Source organism: Limnoraphis robusta CS-951 (assembly GCF_000972705.2).
Genome location: NZ_LATL02000301.1, coordinates 37275 through 59843 on the forward strand (window position 1 = coordinate 37275; position 22569 = coordinate 59843).

Annotated in this window: 23 protein-coding genes; 12 read left to right on the forward strand and 11 right to left on the reverse strand. The window is 40.2% G+C overall.

Translation table 11 applies throughout. The features are described from left to right. Window positions 1-8: 8 nt before the first annotated feature. The 5 genes from WN50_RS25305 to WN50_RS25325 form a co-directional block, all read right to left on the reverse strand. Window positions 9-1244, reverse strand: coding sequence for an HhoA/HhoB/HtrA family serine endopeptidase (locus WN50_RS25305; protein WP_046279864.1), 1236 nt, complete (start codon window positions 1242-1244; stop codon window positions 9-11). Window positions 1245-1580: 336 nt separating this feature from the next. Further along, window positions 1581-2570 carry a DnaJ C-terminal domain-containing protein gene (locus WN50_RS25310; RefSeq protein ID WP_046279865.1) on the reverse strand — a complete coding sequence of 330 codons (990 nt, stop codon included), beginning with the start codon at window positions 2568-2570 and terminating at the stop codon, window positions 1581-1583. Between the two features lie 205 nt (window positions 2571-2775). Further along, entirely contained in the window at window positions 2776-3219 is a 444-nt protein-coding gene (locus tag WN50_RS25315) for an Hsp20/alpha crystallin family protein (protein WP_046279866.1), read from the reverse strand. A gap of 268 nt (window positions 3220-3487) precedes the next feature. Beyond that, window positions 3488-4114: a DUF2290 domain-containing protein gene (locus WN50_RS25320; protein WP_235441125.1), complete on the reverse strand. Its 627-nt coding sequence runs from the start codon at window positions 4112-4114 to the stop codon at window positions 3488-3490. A gap of 28 nt (window positions 4115-4142) precedes the next feature. Then, a complete protein-coding gene (locus tag WN50_RS25325) occupies window positions 4143-6263 on the reverse strand; it encodes a DEAD/DEAH box helicase (protein ID WP_046276512.1) in 2121 nt (706 codons plus the stop codon). An 84-nt stretch (window positions 6264-6347) separates the two neighbouring features. On the opposite strand from WN50_RS25325, the gene WN50_RS34875 reads away from it, so the two are divergent. The 3 genes from WN50_RS34875 to WN50_RS25340 all read left to right on the forward strand — a co-directional run bounded on the left by WN50_RS34875 (window position 6348) and on the right by WN50_RS25340 (window position 8205). Further along, entirely contained in the window at window positions 6348-6614 is a 267-nt protein-coding gene (locus WN50_RS34875; RefSeq protein WP_160315443.1) for a PPC domain-containing DNA-binding protein, read from the forward strand. Next, window positions 6601-7734, forward strand: a complete 1134-nt coding sequence (locus WN50_RS25335) for an RNA-guided endonuclease InsQ/TnpB family protein (protein WP_049561180.1) — start codon at window positions 6601-6603, stop codon at window positions 7732-7734. The genes WN50_RS34875 and WN50_RS25335 overlap by 14 nt, the downstream gene beginning before the upstream one ends. A gap of 234 nt (window positions 7735-7968) precedes the next feature. Beyond that, on the forward strand, window positions 7969-8205 hold the full coding sequence (locus WN50_RS25340) for a PPC domain-containing DNA-binding protein (RefSeq protein WP_082172557.1): 237 nt from the start codon (window positions 7969-7971) through the stop codon (window positions 8203-8205). Here WN50_RS25340 and WN50_RS25345 read toward each other — a convergent pair whose 3' ends face one another. The 4 genes from WN50_RS25345 to petE all read right to left on the reverse strand — a co-directional run bounded on the left by WN50_RS25345 (window position 8206) and on the right by petE (window position 11818). Beyond that, on the reverse strand, window positions 8206-9315 hold the full coding sequence (locus WN50_RS25345) for an HrcA family transcriptional regulator (RefSeq protein WP_046277431.1): 1110 nt from the start codon (window positions 9313-9315) through the stop codon (window positions 8206-8208). Window positions 9316-9530: 215 nt separating this feature from the next. Continuing rightward, window positions 9531-10457, reverse strand: a complete 927-nt coding sequence (locus WN50_RS25350; RefSeq protein ID WP_046277432.1) for a tetratricopeptide repeat protein — start codon at window positions 10455-10457, stop codon at window positions 9531-9533. Window positions 10458-10637: 180 nt separating this feature from the next. Continuing rightward, window positions 10638-10985, reverse strand: a complete 348-nt coding sequence (gene petJ / locus WN50_RS25355; RefSeq protein ID WP_046277433.1) for a cytochrome c6 PetJ — start codon at window positions 10983-10985, stop codon at window positions 10638-10640. Window positions 10986-11407: 422 nt separating this feature from the next. Continuing rightward, on the reverse strand, window positions 11408-11818 hold the full coding sequence (gene petE, locus WN50_RS25360) for a plastocyanin (protein WP_046277434.1): 411 nt from the start codon (window positions 11816-11818) through the stop codon (window positions 11408-11410). A 178-nt stretch (window positions 11819-11996) separates the two neighbouring features. Between petE and WN50_RS25365 the strand changes: the two genes are divergently transcribed. Both WN50_RS25365 and WN50_RS25370 read left to right on the forward strand, forming a co-directional pair. Continuing rightward, window positions 11997-12419: a BlaI/MecI/CopY family transcriptional regulator gene (locus WN50_RS25365; protein WP_046277435.1), complete on the forward strand. Its 423-nt coding sequence runs from the start codon at window positions 11997-11999 to the stop codon at window positions 12417-12419. Next, a complete protein-coding gene (locus tag WN50_RS25370; RefSeq protein WP_046277436.1) occupies window positions 12419-13276 on the forward strand; it encodes a M56 family metallopeptidase in 858 nt (285 codons plus the stop codon). Before WN50_RS25365 ends, WN50_RS25370 begins: the two co-directional genes overlap by 1 nt. 9 nt (window positions 13277-13285) lie before the next feature. Here WN50_RS25370 and WN50_RS25375 read toward each other — a convergent pair whose 3' ends face one another. Continuing rightward, window positions 13286-13705: an ArsR/SmtB family transcription factor gene (locus WN50_RS25375; RefSeq protein ID WP_046277437.1), complete on the reverse strand. Its 420-nt coding sequence runs from the start codon at window positions 13703-13705 to the stop codon at window positions 13286-13288. Between the two features lie 395 nt (window positions 13706-14100). Here WN50_RS25375 and WN50_RS25380 point away from each other — a divergent pair, with 395 nt between their 5' ends. The 7 genes from WN50_RS25380 (at window position 14101) to WN50_RS25410 (ending at window position 21685) form a co-directional block, all read left to right on the forward strand. Further along, the gene (locus tag WN50_RS25380; RefSeq protein WP_046277455.1) at window positions 14101-15573 is read left to right on the forward strand and encodes a SulP family inorganic anion transporter; all 1473 of its coding nucleotides are present in this window, start codon (window positions 14101-14103) and stop codon (window positions 15571-15573) included. A gap of 29 nt (window positions 15574-15602) precedes the next feature. Next, window positions 15603-16466 carry a universal stress protein gene (locus WN50_RS25385; protein WP_046277438.1) on the forward strand — a complete coding sequence of 288 codons (864 nt, stop codon included), beginning with the start codon at window positions 15603-15605 and terminating at the stop codon, window positions 16464-16466. 49 nt (window positions 16467-16515) lie between these two features. Beyond that, entirely contained in the window at window positions 16516-18234 is a 1719-nt protein-coding gene (gene bicA / locus WN50_RS25390) for a bicarbonate transporter BicA (protein WP_046277439.1), read from the forward strand. A 75-nt stretch (window positions 18235-18309) separates the two neighbouring features. Beyond that, the gene (locus tag WN50_RS25395; RefSeq protein ID WP_046277440.1) at window positions 18310-18798 is read left to right on the forward strand and encodes a hypothetical protein; all 489 of its coding nucleotides are present in this window, start codon (window positions 18310-18312) and stop codon (window positions 18796-18798) included. A gap of 37 nt (window positions 18799-18835) precedes the next feature. After that, window positions 18836-19339: a hypothetical protein gene (locus WN50_RS25400; RefSeq protein WP_046277441.1), complete on the forward strand. Its 504-nt coding sequence runs from the start codon at window positions 18836-18838 to the stop codon at window positions 19337-19339. Window positions 19340-19415: 76 nt separating this feature from the next. Beyond that, window positions 19416-19862: a hypothetical protein gene (locus tag WN50_RS25405; protein ID WP_046277442.1), complete on the forward strand. Its 447-nt coding sequence runs from the start codon at window positions 19416-19418 to the stop codon at window positions 19860-19862. Between the two features lie 146 nt (window positions 19863-20008). After that, a complete protein-coding gene (locus WN50_RS25410; RefSeq protein ID WP_046277443.1) occupies window positions 20009-21685 on the forward strand; it encodes an alpha-keto acid decarboxylase family protein in 1677 nt (558 codons plus the stop codon). Window positions 21686-21760: 75 nt separating this feature from the next. Here the strand turns inward: WN50_RS25410 and WN50_RS25415 are convergent, their stop codons facing one another. After that, the gene (locus WN50_RS25415; RefSeq protein WP_046277444.1) at window positions 21761-22501 is read right to left on the reverse strand and encodes a dienelactone hydrolase family protein; all 741 of its coding nucleotides are present in this window, start codon (window positions 22499-22501) and stop codon (window positions 21761-21763) included. Between the last annotated feature and the right edge of the window lie 68 nt (window positions 22502-22569).

The following is a 22569-nucleotide window of genomic DNA, read 5'->3' on the forward strand; positions in this document are numbered from 1 at the left end:
TATATGTTTTATAGTTCGACTTTTTTGAGTTCAGCCGGACGTACAGCAATTTGTTGAGTTTGATCGCCTCGTTGGACTTTAATATTCAAAGGTTGACCGACCCGACTGAGTTCAACTTTACTTTGTAATTGATCCGCAGTGGTAATAGTTTCGCCGTCAATTTGAGTAATCACATCACCGCGACGTAAACCGGAACTCGCCGCCGGACTATCTGGAATGACTTGAACGACTAATACGCCTTTGATTTCTGGAATTAACAACGGTGAGTTTGGATCACGGTTAAACTCTTTGGCAATATCCGGCGTTAGCGTCACCATTCGCACCCCAATATAAGGATGAGAAATCTCCTCGCCGCGTGCGAGTTTGTCTTGAATTGATTTGGCTTTATCAATGGGAATGGCAAATCCTATTCCTTGACCATCTGCCCGAATGGCGGTGTTAATTCCAATCACTTCGCCTTGACCATTTAATAACGGCCCGCCGGAGTTTCCGGGGTTAATCGCGGCATCAGTTTGAATGAAATCTAAGCGTTTATCGGGAATCCCAACTTGTGAACTGGGACGATTTAAGGTGCTAACAATTCCCAAGGTTACGGTGTTATCTAAGCCTAAAGGATTTCCGACTGCGATCGCCCAATCTCCGACTTGAACTTCGGCAGAATTTCCTAAAGGAGCAACGGGTAAATTATTCCCATTAATTTTAACGACGGCTAAATCAGAGGGTTCGTCAACGCCTCGTACTTCCCCTTGAAATTCTCGTCCATCTCGCAGAATAACGGTTACTTTATCGGCTCCTTTAACAACATGAGCATTGGTTAAAATGATGCCGTTGCTATCAACGATAAAGCCCGATCCTTGTCCGCGTTGTTGAAATTGTTGGGGGGTTTGAGGTGCGAATTCTTCACCAAAAAACCGCCGAAAAAACGGATCATCAAAAAAGGGATCGAGGTTGCGTGTTATGGTACGTTCGGTATCGAGTCGGACAACGGCTGGCCCTACTTTGTTAACAGCCGCAGTTACAAAGTTACTAACGGCGGGATTTGTTGGGGAAATGGCGACAGTTTGGGGTTGAGGTTGAACCGCGACAACTTCTGTTACCTGATGACTATTTGCGTTAGCTGGGGGTAGCACAAGAGCGGGGAATACACGCAAGGATAATAATGTTAAACCTACACTTAAAAAAATTGTCAAAACATAGCTAATAATTTTAGAAAAGGAAAAACGCGACTGTTCATAGGATGACATAATTTCCTCCTTTGTTGGTTTAACTCAAGTGCTTAACGACATCCTTCATTTAGGTCTATGAACTAGGATAACCTATTTTTGGACTGAAAAAAATGAAATTTTAACCCAAATAGACTCGAGGTTTTGGATGTTTTCAATTTTCATTGAATCCGGTTTAAATTCAGGATGAAATATCGGGAATGCTTCCCGGAAATTTGACCTCATAAAAACTTCCCTATCTTTTTTACAATTTGGATCTAATGAAAAGTCAACGACTCAAGGAGTCGCCAGTCATTTGCTATTAATTTGCAGTTGTTTATTTTGAATTTTGTTTTATTTCGCCTTCTTTCCTCCTCTCTAAAGTTGCATACCGCCTAGATGAGTTCGAGGATTAAACTGGCTAACTTGACTAATTTTTTCATAAAGTTCCTGTTCTTGAGAGCTAATATTTTTCGGAACGACGACTTTTAATTTAACGATTTGATCACTGCGTCCACCTTTGGGATAAATCCAACCTTTTCCTCGCAGTCGTAAGGATTGACCCGAATCAACTCCTGCGGGAACTTTCAGCGTTACTAAACCATCAGGAGTTGGGACTTGAATTTGACCGCCTAAGATAGCTTCATCAGGACGAATGGGAACTTCACAGACAATATTATCGCCGTCAAACTGGAAAAAAGGATGAGGTTGTAAATCAACAATTAAATATAAATCACCTCGTTGTTGAGTGGTTGCATTAACTCCTCCTTTTCCTTTGACGCGAATTCGAGTTCCGGGTTTCACGCCGGGAGGAATTCTGACTTTAATCATCTCATCATCGAGTTTAAATTGTTTGAGTACACCGTTAAAGGCTTCTGAAAAGGTTAAGGTAATTGAGGCTTCAAAATCTCGTTGGGGAACTTGTGCATATCCTCCGCCACCAAATAAATCCCCAAAAGGATCATTAGGAATTGAAGAACCTGTTTGCGAGGAAGTACGATAGCCGTAAGTTCGTCTAGAACCGCCTCCTACACCGCCAAAACGCCCCAGTAACTCGTTAATAAAGTCGTCAAAATCACCATACTGACTGAAGTCAAAATCAAAGCCCCCTCCGGGTACACCACCTTCTCCAGCTTGACTCCAATATTGACCAAATTGATCATATTTTTTCCGTTTATCGGGGTCAGATAATACTTCGTTCGCTTCGTTAATATCTTTAAACCGTTGTTCGGCTTCTTTATTTCCAGGGTTTAAGTCGGGATGATATTGGCGAGCCAGACGACGATAGGCTTTTTTTATCTCATCTGAGCTGGCATTTTTAGGGATTCCCAACACTGCATAATAGTCTTTATAATCGGTTTTAGGCATTCATATTCCTCCTTCTTTCATCTAAGATAACAGAATTGGGAACCGGGCTGCGAAAATAATTCTCGCGCTACCCCATTCCCAATCCCTAAAACGCTAGTTTAGACTCGGTGTTAAATCATTCTATTTGAGATTTAGAGTGGGTCTCGAATGATTTAGACTTTCAGGGTAAGCTTTACCCTCTAACCTGAATTACAGCCGCTTTCAACTATCCCAGAGACACTTTAACCACTTTATTCTTTTCTTCTTCGGCTTTCGGTAGGGTGAGCGTTAAGATCCCATCTTTGTAGTCTGCGCTTACATTTGTGTTTTGAATGCGAACGGGTAGGGGAATTACACGACGGAATTTTCCATAACGGAACTCTGTGCGAGTCATTCCTTTTTCTTCCGTTTTGATCTCCGATTTTCGTTCACCGCTAATGGCAACGGCTTCGGCTGTGACTTGAATATCAATGTCTTTGGCTTCCATTCCGGGAACTTCTAATTTCAGATGAACTGCGTCTGTTGTTTCCTCTATTTCAGCAAGCGGAACAAAAGCAGTTGTCGTCCGTTCCATCGGGGAACCATCATTGGTAAAGCTATCAAATAAACGGTTCATTTCCCGTTGTAAGCTATCAATTTCCCGTAAAGGTTCCCAACGCATTAAAGGCATAGCTGTTACCTCCTTGTTAAATTTGATGAACTTCTAGACTTACTAGGTTTAATCCTTACCTTCTATACTTAGAGAATACAGAACTTATTTTTGTTGTGAATTCGGTTTTAACGACTCTCTGATTCGCAATAACCCTACTTGGAATTAGAGGTTTAATGGGTGTTTAACCGTATAATCAAGGTTCGGTTAACCCGACCTGACGTTAATTCAAGACAATTTGAAATTGATCACTGATTTCAGTTAAAATATATTTCGCTTTGATTGAACTCTAGCTTGAAATAGATATGTGTAATAGTTTTTTTTCTAGGCCAGTTATAGTTTCAGGAAAAATCTCACTTAAAAGAGTAAGCTTATCGGTAAATTTATTGAAAGCTGTATTGTAAAAGCTACGCAGAATAAAAGACATAAAAGCACGCGGTGTAATCGGAGAACAAACAGGAATCCTACAATTTTTGAATTGTCCTAAAGTTAAGTGACATTGAGGATGATCTATTTCTTTAAAATTTTGAGGATCATAATCAAATCGAATAGGAACAGGCAGTATATTTTTGGCTATTATATCTGCATATATTTCATCCAGTTCATAAATCTCAGGATCATTTTGAAAGGCTTCTAGATAAGGTGATGGGAAAAAGGCTAGTCTATGTGAAATTAATTGAGATTTTTCATAAGTATACAAAAATTGTATTAATGCTCCATCAATCATTTTTATATTGTAGTTCTTATTTTGGTCTAGTTCATCGTATATTTCTTGATATCTAACATTTTTTAATGCGATTGAAATATCCTGCATACCTGAGTAGGAAACTTCATATCTATCTTTTGCTGATGATTCACAAGAAGGAAAGTTTTGCTTAACCGATAAACCACAGGCTATGAGTTCGGTTGTCATCATTTCAATCTCTTTATAAATGACTTTATAGCTAATCATTAACCAAATTTTTGAGACTTTCTATCATATCTTGAGGTAAATCTTCCTTATTGATTTCACCTTTTTTGAAGGCTTCAATAACTTCTTGTAAGCTATTTTTTCTTTGATCAAGCTTCGCCCGTTCCTTACGACTCATATCTCGATTAATCAGATTCATTTGTCTACGTTCTTCTTCCGTAGGATACTTAAATTCAAGCACAAATTTTCTGTTCTTAACTTGATTAAACTCTTTTTCTAAATTTTGCATAGATTCACCATATCCAACCACTCTTAACCAAGCTTTACTTCTTGTCATAGCAGTAAACAGAATATTCCGTTTTCGAGCTAAATCTAAACCAGAATAGCATTCGTGAGCATCGATGACATAAATCATGGCTGCTTCATTTCCCTTAGCTCTATTAATACTTGTGAAAGTAATAGCCTGTTCACTAAAAAAGTCATCAGGTGAGGTTGTAACACCCGCTAGATTAGAATTTATACCCTTCTCAAAAAGAGAAGCTCTCGCTTCTCCTACCGCAGATTTAGTGGTCAGTGGATTAGGATGAATAACCATAATATCATCATATCTTAACTCATCTTCAGTGATATTTTTCTCTATTTGTTCTACTAACCACTGAGTCTGTTCTCGCTTATCCTTAAATGACTTGAAAATAATTAAATCGTCAATCGGTGAATGATCTTCTAGAAATTTAGGACTGGTATCGCTCGTTCTAGCAAGTTTGACAAATTTTCCGTCCTCTAATGTTCCTTCTTCTACGACATAACCAATATCTCTCCATAGTCCTGCATATTCAAACATTTGAATCAATCCTTGATCTCTATAAATCCCGAAACCCAGTGCATGAGCAGAACTTAAGAGCGGACGAGAATTTCTATAACATTTTTTTAGTATAATATCTTGTTTAGGTTCTCCTGGTATATTCTGGAGTTGAACATAGGGTTTACCCTGAATATCCTCACCAAAAAGAACTTCTGGTGATTCCATAACTTTTTTATTAAGATTTTGTAGTTCGTCATAAGCATATACTAATCTTTTAGGTGGCTTCAGCATTTGATAACAAAGTCTGAGAAAATATCTTGAAAAATCTTGTGCTTCATCAACCATTATTGCATCATAATAGGGATTGAATTTATTGATTTTTTTTAGAGCTTCTTCACAAACATAATCAAACTCTTTTCCAGATAGGTTAGTGAGCTTTTTTGCTGTATTGAAATCTCGATATTCAATATTATGTCTTTTACAAACTTCATAATAAATACCTTCCGAGGATGGACTTCCCCAAGCATGAATAATTTTTACTCTATCCCAGTCTGGCTCTTCATTAGTGTGTTCAATTGTAAATATATTAATAAGTTGTTTAAACTGACCTTTTAATGAACGAGTATTGAAAGTAACAGCAATATTCCAGTCAGGATGCTTTGCATGAAGATAGGCTACTTTTAGTGCTAGAACTATTGTTTTACCTGAACCAGCAAGACCTCTGATTCTCTGGACTCCTTCAACCGTCTCAATAACAGCCTCACTTTGATTTCTGTCTAAATTAGCAATAGAATCCTCTAGTTTCAGAAGTTTTGCACCTCTAGAGTTTTCTGTTTTAATATTGTTCCGAGACTTTTTCTTTCGGATTGTCGTTATCGCTTGTATAACTGAATTTAGCTTTTCAAAATATTCGTTGCCATTTTTCCAGGTTTTATGGTTTAAATATTCATCAAGTTCATCAGTTTTCGTGACAATAGGATATTCATCTGAAATATCAGAAGGTTTTTGATTGAGTGCAGGTGCAAAAGTTAAAACACCAATGTCTACCATTAGGTTTCTTCGTTGAGTCAGAGATTTTTGTTGAAGGAGTTTTGATTGTAACTTATTAAAGCTTTCATCCTGTACTTCTTCTATATTTTTATCAATAGAAGTGCCTTCAATAATATTGAAAATAATTACTCCATGCTCTCTAGATACAAGAAGAGCATCAATTGGATATCCTCCTTGAGATGTTCCTATAATTGGATATCCCAAATATAAGCTACCATCAATATTAGATTTACTTTCAAAATATTCAGCTAACCTTCTGGATGATTCAGGCTTGTCTAAAGTGCCTCGTATAACATGAACCATAGGATAATTTGCGCTAAAGTTACAGTGTATATCTTTTATTATATCCTTTTCTTCAGGACAGGAACTCTAAATTTTGAACACCTGATGATGAACGTTTTACCAATCCGCTTAAAACCAAACCAAGATCTAAAACTCAGCTTGCAAGAGATCGCCGTGACGGATCAAATTCAAGCAGGATTTATTTTAACGGCAGTTGGCAGTCTCCAACAAGCAACTGTGCGCTTTGCCGGTCAAGAAGAAAGTGAGTGTTTACCAAGAAAAACAGGTTTAGAGCAAGGTCGTTCACGACGGATTATTTTCTGCTACAATAGTTTATCGTGGCTCGACAATGATAACTGTGATCATTTATGAAATGAAGCTGCAAGGAACCCAATACCAGTACAGAAAGTTAGACGAAGCTATCCGTACTGGTAGGTTTGTTCGCAACAGCATCATCAAAGCATGGATAAATGGTCAAGTTCAAAGTCGCAACGATGCTTATGCCTACTGCAAACTGCTGTCAGACAATCCAGACTTTCCCTGGGTAAACAAACTCAATTCTATGGCTCGACAAGCGCACGCAGAAAGGGCTTGGGCATCGATAGAGCGATTCTACAAGAATTGTCGGCAAAAAATACCCGGTAAAAAGGGATTTCCTAAGTTTAAAAAGTATCAAGTCAGAGCATCGGTTGAGTACAAAACTTCGGGCTGGCAACTGTCGAAAGATAGGCGTTATTTAACGTTTAGCGACAAGTTTGAAGCGGGTACATTTAAACTTTGGGGAAGTCGAAACCTGCACTTCTATCAACTCCAACAAATTAAACGGGTTAGGGTGATTAGAAGACACGATGGTTACTATGCTCAATTTTTGATAGACCATAAAAGGGAGGAAAACAAAGAACTCAGTAACAAACAAACAGGTTTGGATGTCGGTTTAAATCATTTCTACACTGATTCCACCGGGATACAGATAGACAACCCCCGCTTTTTAAGAAAAGACGAGCGACGAATTAAAAAGCTGCAACGTCGATTATCTCGAAAAAAAAAGGGAAGTCAAAACCGTAAAAAAGCCAGGAATCGGTTAGGTAGGGCGCATCTAAGAGTTTCACGCAGACGTAATGATTGGGTTTGTAAACAGGCCCAACACGTCATACAGTCTAACGACTTGGTAGCGATAGAAAACCTACGGATACGCAATCTAGTTAAAAATCATCATCTAGCCAAGTCAATTAACGATGCTGCTTGGTACAGATTTAGAGAATGGTTAGAGTATTTTGGGAGAATTTATGGGGTTCCGGTGATTGCCGTTGAACCTGCATACACATCTCAAAATTGTTCAAACTGCGGTGAAAAGGTTGTCAAAACTCTCAGTACGAGAACTCATAAATGTCCTCACTGTGGGTATGTAGCAGACCGAGACGAAAATGCCGCCAAAAACATTCTAAAATCTGCACTCAAACAGTTATCAAATCAAGAAACGGATAAGAAATAGATTAACGGATTAACTTGACTGTAAAACGCATAAATCTAGGCTTCTCACACGTAGCTTAATCCGTTTTTCCGCTTAATATCTGTTTTGAAAATACCGTCGGGCAGATGGAAATTAACGCCTCCCGAGAGACTGACCTCTGCTTGGACGGGGAAACCCAACCCTTGTAAGTCAACTCGTAGAAAGAGGAAGCCCAAATAGTGATATTTGGAATCTCCGTCGTTTACGGCGGAGAGGATGTCAAGAGGACGGTTTGAGATTGTTTCTTTAGTGGGAACTCTCTCAATAGAAGGGATTCATTTACATATTGCTTTAGCAGATGCTCACGGCAAAACCATCGGCGGACACCTACAAACAGGCTGTATTATTTACACGACTGCTGAGATTGTAATTGGCACAGTTCCGGGGTATATTTTTAAACGCACTCCTGATTCAGAAACAGGATATCTAGAGTTAGAAATTACCCAACTCTAACTAATTTTGAGTGAGGGATTCTGAGATATAATCAGCAGTAGCTTCAACAAGGGCGATCGCATTTTCGTAAACCATGCGAGTTGGTCCCAACATTCCCACACTACCAACGGGGATATTATTTCGATAATATTGGGTAGAAATCAAGCTACAGCTTTGAATGGGTTCTAGGGGATTTTCCGCACCGATGCGAATATTAACCCGTTGTTCTTGTTCGGGGGCTTGAAAAATCAACGGCCAAAGCTGTTCTTGTTGATCTTCGAGTAAATGAAGAATGGTTTGTACTTGTTGGAGTTGTGAAAATTCCGGTAAACGCAAGACTTCCGATATCCCACTAAATTGAATGCGAGTATATTCGGGTTTTTGGGTGCGTAAACTCAAATCATCAAGCAGTTTGCGAATTAAATTCGTATAGCGTTCAAACTTGCGATCTAATTCGCTCCAGTCGAGGGTAGAAAGTTCAGCCAAGGCGTGTCCCCGCAGTTGAGCATTCAGAAAGTTAGACAAAATTTGCAGTTCTTGTTCGAGGAGTTCTTCGTCTTCTGATAGAGAGGAGAGAGCTTCTGTTACCGCTTGTTCTAACTGTTGATCAATTTGCGGCAATTCCATAATAATCGACTGGGTTTGATAACTATCCGTCACAACCACCAACATGATTTTACCGGGTTCAATAGAAACCAGTTGCAAATGTCGCAGGTTATCGCTAGTTGTCTGCGGCATGGTAATCAGGGTAATATATCCACTCAGGGTTGAGAGAATTTGCGCGGCACCTCGTAAAATCGCCTCAATACTCCAATTTTTGGCGTCAAGCTGTTCGCGTAAAAGCTGAGTGACTTGACTGGCAACGGTATCTGAAGGCGTGATCATCCGATCAACATAGATCCGATAGCCAGAGTCGGAGGGAACTCGCCCTGCGGAGGTATGAGGTTGATAGAGGAGTCCCGCTTTTTCGAGCGCCCCCATGTTGTTGCGAATTGTCGCCGGACTGACTTTGAGCTTAAACTCATCAACGAGAGCTTTTGAGCCAACGGGTTCGGCGGTGGCAATATAATGACGAATGGTTGCCCACAGGATATGATGTTGTCGCTCTGAGAGATTTACTAGCACAGGCATTCGACTTAATTCGGGTTGAATTTTGCTGTAACGTCAAGGTTGAAAAGTTTGGCTCTGCCATCGGCAGATTTAAAGGAATTTTTTATATCCTAAAGATAACAGATGCTGGAAACTTCACCAGAACGATGGATTAATTCTAGTCTGTTCTCCTAATTCTCAAAATAAATTAAAATTTCTGGATTTTTAGCCAAAATTGTGCTAAAAGAACCAAGAGATTAAGCGATGATTTGAAATTCTGCTGCCATCAACCACTGTTGCAATTTTTCAATCAATGCTAAAGTATGGCGAGATGCAGCGAGGTTGCCTTGGTCTGTGAAGCATTTGCAGGCAGCCTGTAGATCAGCGATCGCTCCTGCATAGAGTCCCTGTTGCTGTCTAAGCATGGCTCGGTTAAAGTGAGCCAGAGCATGATCGGGGTTGAGATGAAGCGTGGTTGTAAACTCTTGTAGGGCGACTTGGGTGTTTCCCTGACGCCGACAAGCACAAGCATGATTATAATGCGCTCTGGGGTTGCTGGCATCGAGGTGAAGGGCTTCGGTGAAGTTGGCGATCGCCGAAGGGATCTGATCGAGCATTAAATAGGCAACTCCACGATCAATGTAGATTTCTGCTAACTCCGAGGCTTCTAAGGATTGAGTGTAATTTAAGGCTTGGTTGTAGTCGGCGATCGCGGTGGGATATTGTTGCAGTTCAGAATACACTAACCCTCGATTGTAGTAGCCTAACACGCCATCGGGTTGATGTTGAATAAAGTGATCATAAGCGGCGATCGCATCGGTCAAATCACCCTTTCTGTAGTAAGCTATGCCTAAATGTAAATAACTGCTCGTCTGCTGAGGGTTTAGTTGGGTGGCGTAGAGGCAATCTTCGATGGCTTCTGGGTAGTTTTCAAGCTGAATGTGTACCCAACAGCGATCGCTGTAAGCCTCAGCTAAGGTATCATCAAGTTTAATGGCTAGATTGAGTGCTTGTAAGGCTGGGCTGTAGTCATGGTGTTGAATGTTTTCAGTCGCCCGACTCAAATAATCTTCTACTTTTGATGCTGAGTGTAGAGAATAAGCATCAGCAGACGGAGAATGTATTCCCAACCCGAAAATCACAGCAAGGATCAGGCTGTACAAGATACGATACAGTCGGTTCATATTAGTTATTGGAAATAACAACAACGAGAGGCGTAACACTTAAGCTGATCGGAATTTAGATCTCCCTGTATCTTTTGGCTTAAGAATTGCGCCCCTAACTCAGTGATTAAATTGATTGTGACAAAACTTAATTGTCAGAACCGTCATCGTTTTAACAATCTCAGTTAAAATTACTGAGAATTACCAACCTTTTTCTGCTTTGGAGAGAACATAAGCAACTACATCTTCAAGCTCTTGAGGGCTTAAACGTCCTGTAAAAGCGGGCATAGCACCTTTACCCTTGGTGACTTGGTAAGCGATCGCCGCTTGTGCATCTTCATCAAAGCCTTTGAGATACTTGGCTAAGTCGGCTTTATTGAGGGTTTTGCTAGAAATAACGACATTCTTCCCTCCCATATGACAGGCGTTACAGTTGGCTGCGAAGACTTTGCCACCATTGGCTAAATTTGCATCGGCTAAAGCGGGAGGTTGGATAGCCAAGCTCAAGACTGCGATCGCCAACAAAAGGATAGAAAATAACTTTTTCAATGGAGTTCTCCTCGTGAAATACACAAACATTATCAATATATCCCATTGTCTTCTTTTATTCTCATAAATTTTATCCATCTGTCAAACGACAGTCTGTCAAACTTTAAATATTATTTCAATCGGCATCAGGTTGATAAGTATAAAGGCGGGTTTAAAACAGTTATCATACCAAATACGATTGGTAGAGTAGCACTTTAAATTCCTCCCAAATGTTGACTGGTCACTGTTCACTGTTCACTGTTCACTGTATAAGCCCGCCCCTAGTCATAAAATTATCCTCCCCTTGTCTGATCTAGTTGCTAGTATTTGCTACAAGACTTAAGAACTTCTTAAGAAAATAGCTACAACTTTCAGTCAAGGAGAGGGGATAATTTTAAGTGAATTGCTGTTGACGAGGAACAGTTAGATCAGGGTAACTCAAACTATTGAACAACTAACTTACCAACCATGCCAGCACCCCGGTGAGGCTGACAGTAGAATTCATAAGTACCAGAAGGTGCGTCTGCGGGGATAGTCAGTTTGAAATCATCTCCTGTGGAGTAGAGAAGTCCCGCGTGAGAGAGCTGAGAAGCAATATCTGCACTAGGGGATTTGCTCTTGTCAAAAACGACGTTATGAGGAGGAAGCTTGTTATTTACAAAATCTACGGTATCACCAGGCTTAACGGTGAGAATTTTCGGTTCAAATGCTAACATTCCGTTATTAGCACCCATTTTCACGGTATAGGTTTCTGCGGAAGCCGGAGAAGCGTTGAAAATCAAGCTGCTGACCATCAGCAATACAATAGATAATCCTAAAGCCATCCGCTTAGACATTGACAAAACAAAGTTCATATTTTCCTTTTAATTGCTCACTCTATCTAGTTTTTCACACTTCAACTTTAGCATCCCTTGCCAAAGATATGCTGAAAGGATAGCCACTTGAAGTGGAGCCGAGGCTCATTATACCATAGACACCTGAACTTCTTGAGTTGATCACAGGCTCTAGAATTCGGCATTATTGATCGCAAATATGACCCCTTTACCGAACCATCGTCCTGAAAAGATGTCTCTTGGCCCTCTCGAACAAGAGATTTTAAATATTGTCTGGGATCTCGGCTGTGCAACTGTTAAGCAAGTCCATGATCAAATTCTCAGCGATCCGGATCGAGAGTTATCTTCGCCGAGTGTGACAACGGTATTGAACCGTTTGCAGGAAAAAGGCTGGCTGACTTGCGATCGCAGTGGACGGGCTTATCTTTGGAAACCGCGAATTTCTCGAACGCAGGCCCAAGCCCTGGTAGCCCACGAACACCTCCATCAGTTTTTAGCGTTGGGTCATCCTGAGATTGTAGCGGCATTTGCCGATGATTTGGACTCGGCCAGTTTAGACCAACTGGATGCGATCGCCCAACGGTTAAAAGCCCTCAGAAAAGCAAGAAACGAGGAAGAATAATGCACTTAATTTTAATCTTACTCTCATTGGGATTAGCTGTTAGTTTGCGAGGGATTTGTTTTCCTCATTCGGCCCATTGGAAGCAACGTTGGCAGCGATCGCTGTTTGGTTTAATTGTACCGCCTTTGATGTTGTTAATGAATGGGGTTGCAGTGATTTGGATGGGGCCACAAGGACAAATGTTGGGACAGCCAACGGGTTGGCTAGGCTATGGGCTAGCCTTGGGGTTATGTGGATGGGCGTTGATTTTAGGTTTATTGTTGACAATTCGGGGATGGATATCTGTTCAACAGGTGTGGAATTGTCCTCAAATTCAAGTTCAAGGAATGACAGTCAGACTGTTAGAAAGTCCTCTGTTATTTTGTGCTAAAATTGGGTTTTGGAATCCCGAATTAGTTGTTAGTCAAGGACTCTTAGAAACCTTAACTCCAGAACAACAACAAGCGGTTTTCATTCATGAACAAGCCCATCATTATTATCGAGATACATTTTGGTTTTTTGGGTTAGGATTTTTTCGTCGTATAATGGCTTGGTTGCCTAATACCGAAAGACTTTGGCAAGAGTTATTACTTTTAAGAGAACTCCGAGCCGATCAGTGGGCGGCGAAGCAAGTTGATCCGTTACTCTTAGCAGAGTCACTGTTATTAATGGTTCGTCAACCTGTTGCAGTTTCCGAAGAAAATTGTGCGGGGTTTAGCTGTGTTGCACCTCCAAATCGAATTACAGAACGGATCGAAGCTTTACTAAGTAACTGCCACAGCTTAGAGTCCGATCCGAGTATGAATTACTGGAATTGGAGTTGGGTTTTCTTTGTATTTTTACCGTTAATTTCGGTGCCATTTCATCACAGTTGTTAAACAGTGATTTTAATCAGAATTTTCAGTTTCATCGAGATGTTCAGCTACCGCGTGATAGAGATCAAGAACATGACGATCCAGCAATTGATAATAAACTTTTCGTCCTTGTTTTCGATAACTGACTAATCGTAAAGCCCGCAGCGATCGCAATTGATGAGAAACAGCAGATTCACTCATCTGCAAAATTTCGGCTAAATCACAAACACATTGTTCTTTTCTGGCTAATACTGATAATAATCGTAAACGGTTGGCATCTCCCAACAGACTGAAAAATTCTGCCATGCGTTGGGCTTTTTCGACACTGAGGGTTTGAGTTCTAACGGTTTGGAGATTTTCTAAATCAACGGTATGATGTTGATCGCAAGTTGGGGCTTCTGTCTGTTCGATGCGGTTTGTTACAGCGTCGTTGATGGCAGAGTGAGTTGACATTATTAATTTAATTGAGGTTGCATCTGATTATCATTTTAGTCGTCTCGGCAACTTTTGGCGATCGCAGTTTCAGCAGCATTCTGGATTTTGACACGCTTAAGCTTTAGTGATCAGTCCATCTGATGATTTTAATCGTCAACATTATGGTATCTTGATAAGATAACAGGGAATCAATGTACTATGCTTCACCTTTCATAGCATAAGGGGAAAAGCTTGAGCGAAGTTGTAAAATCAGTGATTAATTGCCAAAGCGTTAAATTCGTCATCAGTCCACCTTAAGCTACAAGGTGCGAATCTTAGCGTTGATTGTTTATCTAAAAAAGATTTTAACTCAGTTAAAAATTGACTCATCATTTGAGAGTCTGAATTTATTGTCAATGATCAAGGAGAAACTGTTGAATCGGTCAGCCCTAAAACGGGAATGGTTCTCAAATGTGAGAGCAGATATATTAGCGGGAGCAGTCGTCGGGCTGGCATTAATACCCGAAGCGATCGCCTTTTCGATTATTGCCGGAGTTGATCCCAAAGTCGGACTTTATGCCTCATTTATTATTGCCGTAACCACCGCATTTTTAGGAGGAAGACCCGGCTCAATTTCCGCCGCTACAGGGGCGATGGCGTTGTTGATGGTTGATTTGGTCAAAGATTATGGCTTGCAATATTTATTAGCTGCTACCATCCTCACAGGAGTCTTACAAGTGATTTTTGGCATCCTAAAATTGGGTCGTCAAATGAAATATGTACCCCGTGCGGTGATGATTGGCTATATCAATGCGTTGGCGGTGTTAATCTTTCTCGCCCAACTTCCCCAACTGACAAATGTACCTGTAGCAGTCTATGGAATTACGGCACTTTCTCTCGCCATGATCTATATTTTGCCACAATTTACGAAAGCCGTCCCCTCACCTTTAGTCACTTTAGGGGTAATGACTTTTGCCACCATTGCCCTGAAAATTAACGTTCCTACAGTGGGAGATATGGGGGAATTACCCAGCGCTTTCCCCACATTAACCCTACCGCAAGTTCCACTCAATTTAGAGACCTTGCAGATTATTTTTCCCTACTCAGCAACAATGGCATTGGTCGGTTTATTAGCCTCTTTTTTAACCGCTTCTCTCGTTGATGAACTCACCGATACTCCGAGTGATAAAAACCAAGAAGCCAAAGGTCAAGGAATTGCCAATGTCATTACAGGATTTTTTGGGGGAATGGCGGGATGTGGGATGATAGGACAATCCGTAATTAACGTTCAATCTGGAGGACGAGGACGGCTCTCAACCTTGTGTTCTGGGGTGTTTTTATTATTTGCAATTCTCGCCCTGAGTGGGTGGGTAAAACAAATGCCGATGGGGGTTTTAGTGGCGGTGATGATTATGGTGTCTATCGGAACCTTTCGTTGGTCATCTTTCAAAAATATGACCCGTATTCCCCGTAGTGAAACCGCCGTCATGCTAACCACAATGTTTGTCACAATTTTTACTCGCAACTTTGCATTAGGGGTGGTGACAGGAATTGTAATGAGTACCGTTTTCTTCTCTCGTAAAATTGCTCAGTTGGTGTTTGTGGATAAAGTTCTCAGTCCAGATGGGAACCATCGAACTTATCGTGTGGCCGGACAAATTTTCTTTTTATCCGTCGATGAATTTCTCGAAGTTTTTGACTTTACCGAACTGGTTGATCGCGTTACCCTAGACTTAAATCATGCTCATTTATGGGATCAAGGTGCCATTGCTGCTATTGATAAAGTGGTGATGAAATTCCGGCGAAATGGTGCCGAAGTTAAACTGATTGGTTTAAATAAAGCGAGTGCAACATTACTCGATAAATTAGCCAGCTATAACCAGAAAGATGATCTCAAAAAGTCCTAAATTTTTCCCGTTTTAACCGCTTAAAAAACATGAAAAAGATTTTGCTTTGTACAGATGGGTCAATCTTTGCTGAAAATATCTATCGCTATGGGGCTTGGTTGGCGACGGGGTTGGGGGCAGAGGTTCAGGTGTTGTCGGTGACGGATATTCGTAGTCAGCAAGTGGCTTCAACGGGCAACTTAAGCGGTAGTATTGGTTTAGGTGCATCAGAAGATTTGCTCAAACAATTAGTTGATTTGGAACATGAAAAAGCCAAAATCAATAATCAACGGGCTAAATTGATTTTACAAACGGCTGAACAGTCCCTAAAATCGGCAGGAGTTGAACAAGTTCAGTTAATCCATAAAACAGGCTTTTTGGTTGATTGTTTCTATGAATTTGAGGCGGAATCTGATTTGATTGTCTTGGGGAAACGGGGCGAAGCGGCAGAATTTGCCTCTGGACATTTAGGGGCCAATATGGAACGCATTGTTCGCAGTAGTCATAAGCCTTGTTTTGTGACACCTCGTGAGTTTAAACCGATCAATCGGATGTTAGTGGCTTATGATGGCAGTTCAACGGGAAAGAGAATTTTGCAATTTTTAATCCATTTTCCTTTATTTAAAGGTTTAGAATTGCATCTTTTGAAAGTGACTAAAACTGAAAATGATTCCTCCGCAACTGCCCGCATTGATGAAGCTCGAAATGTGTTGAAAACAGCCGGGATTGAGGCAAACTATCAGTTAAAAGTTGGCGAATCTGAAAAAATAATTGCTCAATATATTAACGATCAAGAGATTAGTTTGTTGTTAATGGGTGCTTATGGACACAGCCGGATTCGTCATTTAGTGATTGGGAGTACCACCGCCCAAGTGTTAAGAAGTAGTCACATCCCGGTGTTGCTATTCCGTTAACTCAATTGAGATGAATTAAACCTCATTTTTGAATCAAGGAAAACCTACCATGCAAATTTTTAATCAAATCCATTTCCGCAATTTAAGGGGAGATATTTTCGGAGGATTAACCGCCGCAGTTGTGGCTTTACCGATGGCTTTAGCCTTCGGAATTGCGTCCGGGGCGGGTGCTTCTGCGGGGTTATGGGGAGCAATATTAGTCGGGTTTTTTGCCGCAATATTAGGCGGTACACCGAGTTTAATTTCTGAACCTACAGGCCCAATGACGGTAATTGTCACCGCAGTGATTACGGAATTAGTCGCTAAAAATCCAGAAAACGGTTTAGCAATGGCTTTTACTGTAATTATGATGGCGGGAATTTTTCAAATTCTATTTGGGGTTTTAAAACTCGGTAAATATATTACCATGCTGCCCTATAATGTCATTTCTGGATTTATGTCAGGAATTGGCATCATTCTGATTTTTATGCAAATTGCACCTTTTCTCGGACAAGAAACCCCGAAAGGCGGTGTGCTTGGCGTTCTGAAAAATGCACCGATTCTCATGGCGAATATTAATCCCTGGGAAGCCATTTTAGGGTTGATTACGTTAGCGATTCTTTATTTATATCCCCGCAGTTTAAAACGGTTTGTTCCCCCTCAATTAGTGGCGTTAGTGATTGGAACAGTTATTTATTTGCTCTTCTTTGGTAACTTTGAGATTCGGACTATTGCGACGATTGGCGAAATTACTCCCGGTTTTCCCGATCTGCAAATGCCGACCTTTAGTGCTAATGATTTAAGGTTAATGTCTGTAAATGCTATCGTTTTAGGGATCGTGGGTTCAATTGATTGTTTGTTAACTTGTGTGGTTTCTGATAGTTTGACTCGGACTGAACACCAATCGAATAAAGAATTAATTGGGCAAGGAATAGCGAATTTAATCACGGGTTTATTTGGCGGAATTGCAGGTTCAGGCGCGACAACCGCAACCGTTGTTAGTATTCAAGCGGGTGGACGAACTGCTTTAGCGGGAATTGTTCGTGCTTTGGTGCTGTTAGTTGTTGTCTTAGGAGCGGCACCTTTAACGGCAGGTATTCCTCTGGCAGTTTTAGCCGGAATTGTTTTAAAAGTCGGGATTAATATTATTGACTGGGGATTTCTCAAACGGGTTCACAAGATTTCTTGGAAGGCGGCAGGGATTGTTTACAGTGTGATTTTATTAACCGTATTTGTTGATTTAATGATCGCGGTTGCGGTCGGGGTATTTATTGCCAATATCTTAACGATTGATCGCCTGTCTGAACTGCAAACAGAGTCCGTTAAAGCCATTACAGATGCGGATGATCAAATTGTGTTGAATGCAGATGAAAAACAAATTTTAGACTTAGCCAATGGACGGGTTTTATTATTTCATCTCAGTGGGCCGATGATTTTTGGAGTTGCGAAAGCGATCGCAAGAGAACATAATGCAATTGCCAATTATGATGTTTTGATTGTGGATTTAGGGGAAGTTCCGGTTCTCGGAGTAACCTCTTCTTTAGCGATTGAAAATGCAATTCAAGAGTCTCTAGATGCGGGTCGAGAAGTGTTAGTTGTAGGGGCGACTGGAAAGGTCAAACGTCGCTTAGAAAAACTCGGAATAGCAGGTTTAATTCCTGGACATCATTGGATGGGCGATCGCTTAACGGCTTTGAAAGCAGGTTTAACAATCGTTCGTCAAAAACAAAGTTACGCTTCAGATCCATCTGATTCAACTGACCAAGCTGTTCTTGAAGAACAAATTTAGTTAACATTAGTTACAATCAGGGGTAATAAGAGCATTCTACATTTTCTAAACTTTATTGAGGATTGTAGTTAAACTATGCAACTTTTACCCCATGAAACCTTTACCCTTAGAAGCCGAGAACCCCTCTCAAAGATCATTGAGAAATTAGAGGCGAAAATTGAACCCCAAAAGATAATTCGTTGGGGTTTTTCCCGTCGTCATCTTCCCTATGAAGGAACAATTTCTCACTCGGGTTTTCAAATTCATCGAATTATTCATTATCGCAACTCGTTTTTACCGATCATTCGAGGAAAATTTGAATCTTTACCAAACGAAACGCTGGTTCATATTACTATGCGGTTACATCCCTTTGTAATGACTTTCTTGATTTTTGTCTTTTCAACATTATATAGCTTATCACTCGCTGTCTTTTTCTCCGAGATTTTGTCTGGAAATGTACCTGTATTTGAAGCTGTGTTGTTTTTAGGATTCCCTCTTTTCACATTATTTTCATTTTGGTGTGTGTTTTGGTATGAAGTCAATCGCAGTCGCCGCGAATTAACCCAAATTATTCAGGGAGCATAAAATAGCTTTTCAAGATGTAATTTAGTTCAATACTATAATGAAAATTATCGAACAGACTTCAACTCACCTGATTCTTAAAGATTCTGTGACATCAGCTTGGGGAATCCGATTAGTTTCTACTCCTTTTTTAATTTTGGGGTGTCTGGGATTATTTTTAGTCATCAGTGAACAAACGTTTCCGAGTTTCTTCATTGTCTTTTGTCTTTTGTTTGGTATTTTTGGCGTTTTTTTTACTGCTGTTACAACAGTTATACTGGATAAAAATAAAAATAAACTAAGTATAAAAGTTCAAAGATTATTCAGAACAAAAAAAGACGAATATTCATTGAATGAGGTTAGTCTGCGAGTCCATAAGACTCCTTGGAAGGTTAAAGATTATTCGTCTTTTTTAATTGTCAAAAAGGAATCAATCTATGTTATTATTTTAGAAATAGCCTCAAGTTCTAAAAAAATTAAATTGTCGGGTAATTACAGTTTTACTCAAAATGAAGCGGTTAAAACTGCCAATATGATCAGAACTTTTCTAAATCAATCTCGATAAAATCACAACCCGCTTAACTCAAAGTAATAAAATCTCTAACCATCTGCTTGACTCTATTCTTTTCATTTAAAAAAACATGAAATACAAAGGTTTTATTCAAATTAATCATCATAATGAATTGGCGTTTGAAGAACTCTTTAACGCGGTGATAATAGAATTATTAAGCGATCAGACGAACTTAGCAATATGGCTGATGAACGAGATTGATTTTTCGTTGTTTAATGCTCAAAAAATTGGAGCCGAATCTCCCTTTAAAGGAAGTAATAGCGTCCTCGCAGGCGAGGGTTTACTGATTAAAGTCTCACCCAATACTATCGATGAATTAATACAAACTTTCTCGACAGGTTATTTAACCTCTGAAGTTTTACATCTACAAATAGAAGCTGATCATTCACTTCAATTTGAAGCTTATGATCATTTTGAATGTATTTTTTTCGGAAATAAAATCTCCCTAGAATTGCTTGAAAATCTCAAAAGTCGTGGTGTTATTGATCATTATGAAATTTGTCAGGAAGAAAGTTAACAATCCGTTAAATTGTGGGGTGAAATTCATCTCAAATTGTTCAATTTCACTTCCCGACTGCATATTTTTGTAAATTTTACAACATATTTTTACAATTTGTTATCATAAACTCATCAACCAGGGTACAAGTTCAGAGGAAAGTCAAGATGAGAGTTCCACTTATTGAGAAGCCTGTTGTCGGTTCAGTCACAACCACAGTGGGTGAATATCTCGTTAGTCAACTCGAAGCGGTTGGAGTGCGTCACGTTTTCGGAGTTCCCGGCGATTATGTTCTCGACTTAATGGATATAATGGTTGAGAGTTCGATGCAGTTAGTCGGCACTTGTAATGAACTGAATGCAGGTTACGCGGCGGATGCTTATGCGCGTTTAAATGGCGTGGGTGCGTTGTGTGTTACCTACGGCGTGGGGGGATTAAGTGTCGTTAACGCTTTGGCGGGTGCCTACGCAGAAGAAGTTCCCGTGATTGTTATTAGTGGAGCGCCGCGAACTTCTGCTAAAGGAAAACACCTGTTAATGCACCATACGACAGGGGATTATAACCTACAACTTTCGATTTTAGAAAAAGTCACGATAGCGGCAGTTACGCTTACCAATGCAGAACAAGCGCCCGCCCAAATTGATCGAACCATTGCGGCTTGTTTGCGTTACAAACGCCCCGTTTATATCGAAATTCCAGTAGATATGGTGGCTCAACCTTGCGTTACGCCTCTGAGTTTTGAACGTCCTAATCCTTTAGTGAGTGATGTTCAAGCCCTGAATGAAGCGATTAACGAAGCCGTAGAATGGTTAGAAAACTCAGAACATCCTGTTATTTTAGCAGGAGTTGAGTTACATCGCTACGGCATCCAGAAAAAACTTCATCAATTAGTTGAAACGACAGGATATCCGATAGCCAGTACGTTATTAGGAAAATCGAGTATTTCCGAACTTCATCCTCAATTTATTGGAAATTATGCCGGGGCGTTGAGTCGAGATTATGTGCGAAATCGAGTCGAAAGTGCTGATTGTATTTTGTGTTTGGGTGCGATTATGTCCGACATGAATTTAGGCGGTTATACGGCTAAACTCAAAGAAAGTCAGTTGATTAATGCTAATTCTGAAAAGGTTAAAATCAAGCATCATTATTATTATCCGATTGATTTGGGGGACTTTATTGACGGTTTGATTGCTAAACTTTCCCGGAAATCTTATGACAGCTTAGACATCCAACCCGCATCTCAACTGTTGTCGAAATCTTTTCAGGTTCAACCGGAACATAAAATTACGAATGCTCGTTTTTATGAACGGATGAACCATTTTGTCGGTGATAATAGCACCGTCATTGCTGAAACGGGAGATGCAATTATTGCGACAATTGATTTACTGATTCATGCTGATACTCGGTTTATTGGACAGGCGTTTTATATGTCGATTGGCTATACTCTCCCGGCTTGTTTGGGTGCTGCATTAGCGCGTCCACAAAATCGAGTGATTTTGTTTATTGGGGATGGTTCATTTCAAATGACTTGTCAAGAACTTTCCACGATGATTCGCTTAGGGTTGAATCCGATTATTTTCCTGATTAATAACGATGGTTATACCATTGAACGGATGATCCATGATGGTTCTTATAATGATATTCAACCCTGGAAATATCATCAGCTTCCGCAAGTTTTTGGGGAAAGTATCAATTGTGAGGTACGAACAGAAGGAGAATTAGAAGATGCTTTGAAAAAGGCTTCTGAGCATCGGGATCGCTTGTGTTTTATTGAGGTTCATTTAGATCGATTTGATTGTTGTCAAACCTTAGCCCGTTTGACTCAAGCTGTTCGTCAGAATTAATTTGATTTGAAAAGAATAGAAAAAGGGTTACGGCTTTGTTAATCTTTATAAAAACAGAGCCGTTTCCTCTATATTTTAATCGGGAAAAATACGCTCTAAAAATTCTACAATTTCCGACCAAGCAGCAGTTGTTACCACTGGATCATAACGATACCCATCATCGCGCATAAACGTATGTTCGGCTTCGTAGGAAACAATTTTGTGAGGAATATTTGCCTTTTCGAGTTCATTTTTAATCGTTTGACGGTCATTTTCAGGCGTATGAGGATCACGGGTTCCAAACACAACTAACATCTCGCCTTTAATCTCTGAAACTCGCTGAATCGTATCTGCAACGCCTTGACCTAATTTACCACTGGGAACGCCTGTCGGATAACAACAAACAGAAGCTTTGATTTCACTTTGAAAAGCCGTTCTAAAGGCTAAATGTCCGCCAATACAAAAGCCTAACGTCCCAATTTTATCGGCAGCAACAGAACTTTCTGCCTTCAAAAATTCTATCACAGCACGAGCATCACGATCATAACTTTCAATAGCAGTTCGACGGGCATCGTCATTTCCTTGCATTCGCCCTAAATCATCGGGTTCGATCACTTGACCAATGGGTTCAATGCGATGAAAAATTTCCGGTGCGGCGACAACATAACCATATCCCGCTAAATAGTTAGCCAGACGAATAATCGGCCCACCTAACTGATAAATATCACTGTAGAAGACAATACCGGGATAAACGCCTGAAGGTTTAGGGGCTGCGATATAAACCCGCATTAAACTGTCATCTACTCTTAAGTCAATATTGCGGCTTGTGATTTGCACTTAAAAGTTCACCCCTGATTAAAATTTTTATTAGTTTAACAGGGATTTTCTCAAAGATGCTATTTTCT